Raw genomic sequence first — 4,840 nt, 5'->3', positions numbered from 1 at the left:
TGATCCCCTTCGGGGGTGACGCTGGTGGAATGAGCGGCGGACGGGTGAGTAACACGTGGGCAACCTGCCTGTAAGACCGGAATAACCCCGGGAAACCGGGGCTAATGCCGGGTAACACCTTCTCTCGCATGAGGGGAGGTTGAAAGATGGCTTCTCGCTATCGCTTACAGATGGGCCCGCGGCGCATTAGCTAGTTGGTGAGGTAACAGCTCACCAAGGCGACGATGCGTAGCCGACCTGAGAGGGTGATCGGCCACACTGGGACTGAGACACGGCCCAGACTCCTACGGGAGGCAGCAGTAGGGAATCTTCCGCAATGGACGAAAGTCTGACGGAGCAACGCCGCGTGAACGATGAAGGTCTTCGGATCGTAAAGTTCTGTTGTTAGGGAAGAACAAGTGCCGTGCGAATAGAGCGGCACCTTGACGGTACCTAACGAGGAAGCCCCGGCTAACTACGTGCCAGCAGCCGCGGTAATACGTAGGGGGCAAGCGTTGTCCGGAATTATTGGGCGTAAAGCGCGCGCAGGCGGTTCCTTAAGTCTGATGTGAAAGCCCACGGCTCAACCGTGGAGGGTCATTGGAAACTGGGGAACTTGAGGACAGAAGAGGAGAGTGGAATTCCACGTGTAGCGGTGAAATGCGTAGATATGTGGAGGAACACCAGTGGCGAAGGCGACTCTCTGGTCTGTTTCTGACGCTGAGGTGCGAAAGCGTGGGTAGCAAACAGGATTAGATACCCTGGTAGTCCACGCCGTAAACGATGAGTGCTAGGTGTTAGGGGGCTTCCACCCCTTAGTGCTGAAGTTAACGCATTAAGCACTCCGCCTGGGGAGTACGGCCGCAAGGCTGAAACTCAAAGGAATTGACGGGGGCCCGCACAAGCGGTGGAGCATGTGGTTTAATTCGAAGCAACGCGAAGAACCTTACCAGGTCTTGACATCCTTGGCCCGCCCTGGAGACAGGGTTTTCCCTTCGGGGACCAAGTGACAGGTGGTGCATGGTTGTCGTCAGCTCGTGTCGTGAGATGTTGGGTTAAGTCCCGCAACGAGCGCAACCCCTAATCTTAGTTGCCAGCATTGAGTTGGGCACTCTAAGGTGACTGCCGGTGACAAACCGGAGGAAGGCGGGGATGACGTCAAATCATCATGCCCCTTATGACCTGGGCTACACACGTGCTACAATGGATGGTACAAAGGGCAGCGAAGCCGCGAGGTGTAGCAAATCCCATAAAACCATTCTCAGTTCGGATTGCAGGCTGCAACTCGCCTGCATGAAGCCGGAATCGCTAGTAATCGCGGATCAGCATGCCGCGGTGAATACGTTCCCGGGCCTTGTACACACCGCCCGTCACACCACGAGAGTTGGCAACACCCGAAGTCGGTGAGGTAACCTTTATGGAGCCAGCCGCCGAAGGTGGGGCCAATGATTGGGGTGAAGTCGTAACAAGGTAGCCGTATCGGAAGGTGCGGCTGGATCACCTCCTTTCTAAGGAAACAGGAACGGCTGGCGTCTTCNAGTAATCGCGGATCAGCATGCCGCGGTGAATACGTTCCCGGGCCTTGTACACACCGCCCGTCACACCACGAGAGTTGGCAACACCCGAAGTCGGTGAGGTAACCTTTATGGAGCCAGCCGCCGAAGGTGGGGCCAATGATTGGGGTGAAGTCGTAACAAGGTAGCCGTATCGGAAGGTGCGGCTGGATCACCTCCTTTCTAAGGAAACAGGAACGGCTGGCGTCTTCGGACGAAAAAGCCGTCTCCTTCGGAGGACGTACAGGTTGGTTGTTCAGTTTTGAGAGATCAAAGGATCTTCTCAAACGTGAACCTTGAAAACTGGATAAGCGAATCAGGACGCATGAACATGCGTGCTTGATGACAAGACATCAAAAAACGAAACGTCTTTTCACAAAGAAGTTAAGTGAATAAGGGCGCACGGTGGATGCCTTGGCACTAGGAGCCGATGAAGGACGGGACTAACACCGATATGCTTTGGGGAGCCGTAAGTAGGCTGTGATCCAAAGATTTCCGAATGGGGGAACCCACGGTTCGTAATGGAACCGTATCGTTACCTGAATCCATAGGGTAGCGATGGCAGACCCGGGGAACTGAAACATCTTAGTACCCGGAGGAAGAGAAAGCAAACGCGATTTCCCAAGTAGCGGCGAGCGAAACGGAATCAGCCCAAACCAGAAAGCTTGCTTTCTGGGGTTGTAGGACACTCCTTTGGAGTTACCAAGAAAGAAGATAGATGAATCGATCTGGAACGATCAGCCAGAGCGGGTAAGAGCCCTGTAATCGACATCTTCTTTCCTCCGGAGTGGATCCTGAGTACGGCGGAACACGAGGAATTCCGTCGGAATCCGGGAGGCCCATCTCCCAAGGCTAAATACTCCCTAGTGACCGATAGTGAACCAGTACCGTGAGGGAAAGGTGAAAAGCACCCCGGAAGGGGAGTGAAAGAGAACCTGAAACCGTGTGCCTACAAGTAGTCGGAGCCCATTCATGGGTGACGGCGTGCCTTTTGTAGAATGAACCGGCGAGTTACGACCGTATGCAAGGTTAAGCTTACAAGAAGCGGAGCCGCAGCGAAAGCGAGTCTGAACAGGGCGCATCCAGTATGCGGTCGTAGACCCGAAACCGTGTGATCTACCCATGTCCAGGGTGAAGGTCAGGTAACACTGACTGGAGGCCCGAACCCACGCAAGTTGAAAATTGCGGGGATGAGGTGTGGGTAGGGGTGAAATGCCAATCGAACACGGAGATAGCTGGTTCTCTCCGAAATAGCTTTAGGGCTAGCCTCAGAATAGAAAGTCCTGGAGGTAGAGCACTGATTGGACGAGGGGCCCCTACCGGGTTACCGAATTCAGTCAAACTCCGAATGCCAGAGACTTTGTTCTGGGAGTCAGACCATGGGTGATAAGGTTCATGGTCGAGAGGGAAACAGCCCAGACCGCCAGCTAAGGTCCCTAAGTGTGTGTTAAGTGGAAAAGGATGTGGAGTTGCTTAGACAACCAGGATGTTGGCTTAGAAGCAGCCATCATTGAAAGAGTGCGTAATAGCTCACTGGTCGAGTGACTCCGCGCCGAAAATATACCGGGGCTAAACACACCACCGAAGCTGCGGATAGATCCGTATGGATCTGTGGTAGGAGAGCGTTCTAAGGGCAGTGAAGTCAGACCGTAAGGACTGGTGGAGCGCTTAGAAGTGAGAATGCCGGTATGAGTAGCGAAAAAAGAGTGAGAATCTCTTTCACCGAAAGCCCAAGGTTTCCTGAGGAAGGCTCGTCCTCTCAGGGTTAGTCGGGACCTAAGCCGAGGCCGAAAGGCGTAGGCGATGGACAACAGGTTGATATTCCTGTACCGCCTCCTTTCCGTTTGAACGACGGGGGGACGCAGGAGGATAAGGAGAGCGCACCACTGGATGAGTGCGTCCAAGCAGCAAGACGGTCGGATAGGCAAATCCGTCCGGCAACGTTGAGCTGTGATGGGGAGGGAAATTGAGTACCGAAGCTCCGGATTTCACACTGCCAAGAAAATCCTCTAGTGAGGAAAGAGGCGCCCGTACCGCAAACCAACACAGGTAGGCGAGGAGAGAATCCTAAGGTGAGCGGGAGAACTCTCGTTAAGGAACTCGGCAAAATGACCCCGTAACTTCGGGAGAAGGGGTGCTCCTCTGCCGAGGAGCCGCAGTGAAAAGGCCCAAGCGACTGTTTACCAAAAACACAGGTCTCTGCGAAGCCGTAAGGCGAAGTATAGGGGCTGACACCTGCCCGGTGCTGGAAGGTTAAGGGGATGCGTTAGCCGTAAGGCGAAGCGTTGAACCGAAGCCCCAGTAAACGGCGGCCGTAACTATAACGGTCCTAAGGTAGCGAAATTCCTTGTCGGGTAAGTTCCGACCCGCACGAAAGGTGCAACGACTTGGGCACTGTCTCAACGAGAGACCCGGTGAAATTATACTATGTGTGAAGATGCACATTACCCGCGACAGGACGGAAAGACCCCGTGGAGCTTTACTGTAGCCTGATATTGAATGTTGGTACAGCTTGTACAGGATAGGTGGGAGCCTGAGAAGCCGGAGCGCTAGCTTCGGTGGAGGCGCTGGTGGGATACCACCCTGGCTGTACGGACATTCTAACCCAGGACCGTGATCCGGTCCGGAGACAGTGTCAGGTGGGCAGTTTGACTGGGGCGGTCGCCTCCCAAAGAGTAACGGAGGCGCCCAAAGGTTCCCTCAGAATGGTTGGAAATCATTCGCAGAGTGTAAAGGCACAAGGGAGCTTGACTGCGAGACCTACAAGTCGAGCAGGGACGAAAGTCGGGCTTAGTGATCCGGCGGTACCGCATGGAAGGGCCGTCGCTCAACGGATAAAAGCTACCCCGGGGATAACAGGCTTATCTCCCCCAAGAGTCCACATCGACGGGGAGGTTTGGCACCTCGATGTCGGCTCATCGCATCCTGGGGCTGTAGTCGGTCCCAAGGGTTGGGCTGTTCGCCCATTAAAGCGGTACGCGAGCTGGGTTCAGAACGTCGTGAGACAGTTCGGTCCCTATCCGTCGTGGGCGTTGGAAATTTGAAAGGAGCTGTCCTTAGTACGAGAGGACCGGGATGGACACACCGCTGGTGTACCAGTTGTTCCGCCAGGAGCACCGCTGGGTAGCTACGTGTGGACGGGATAAGTGCTGAAAGCATCTAAGCATGAAGCCCCCCTTGAGATGAGATTTCCCCTTACGCCAAGTAAGTAAGATTCCTCAGAGACGATGAGGTCAATAGGTCCGAGGTGGAAGCGTGGTGACACGTGCAGCTGACGGATACTAATCAATCGATGACTTAACTACAAG

2 rRNA genes are annotated in these 4,840 nt (G+C 54.6%); both read left to right on the top strand.

Features of this window, described 5'->3' with window-relative positions:
* Nucleotides 1-1,487 (top strand): 16S ribosomal RNA (locus C1A12_RS20835); the annotation flags it as partial.
* Between the two features lie 427 nt (nt 1,488-1,914).
* Nucleotides 1,915-4,837 (top strand): 23S ribosomal RNA (locus C1A12_RS20830).
* Nucleotides 4,838-4,840 lie beyond the last annotated feature (3 nt).

The organism is Halobacillus sp. Marseille-P3879 (assembly GCF_900240285.1).
Taxonomy (GTDB): Bacteria; Bacillota; Bacilli; order Bacillales; family Halobacillaceae; genus Halobacillus_A.
Note: the sequence above shows the minus strand (reverse complement) of the source record. Positions and strands in the feature narration are given on the sequence as shown.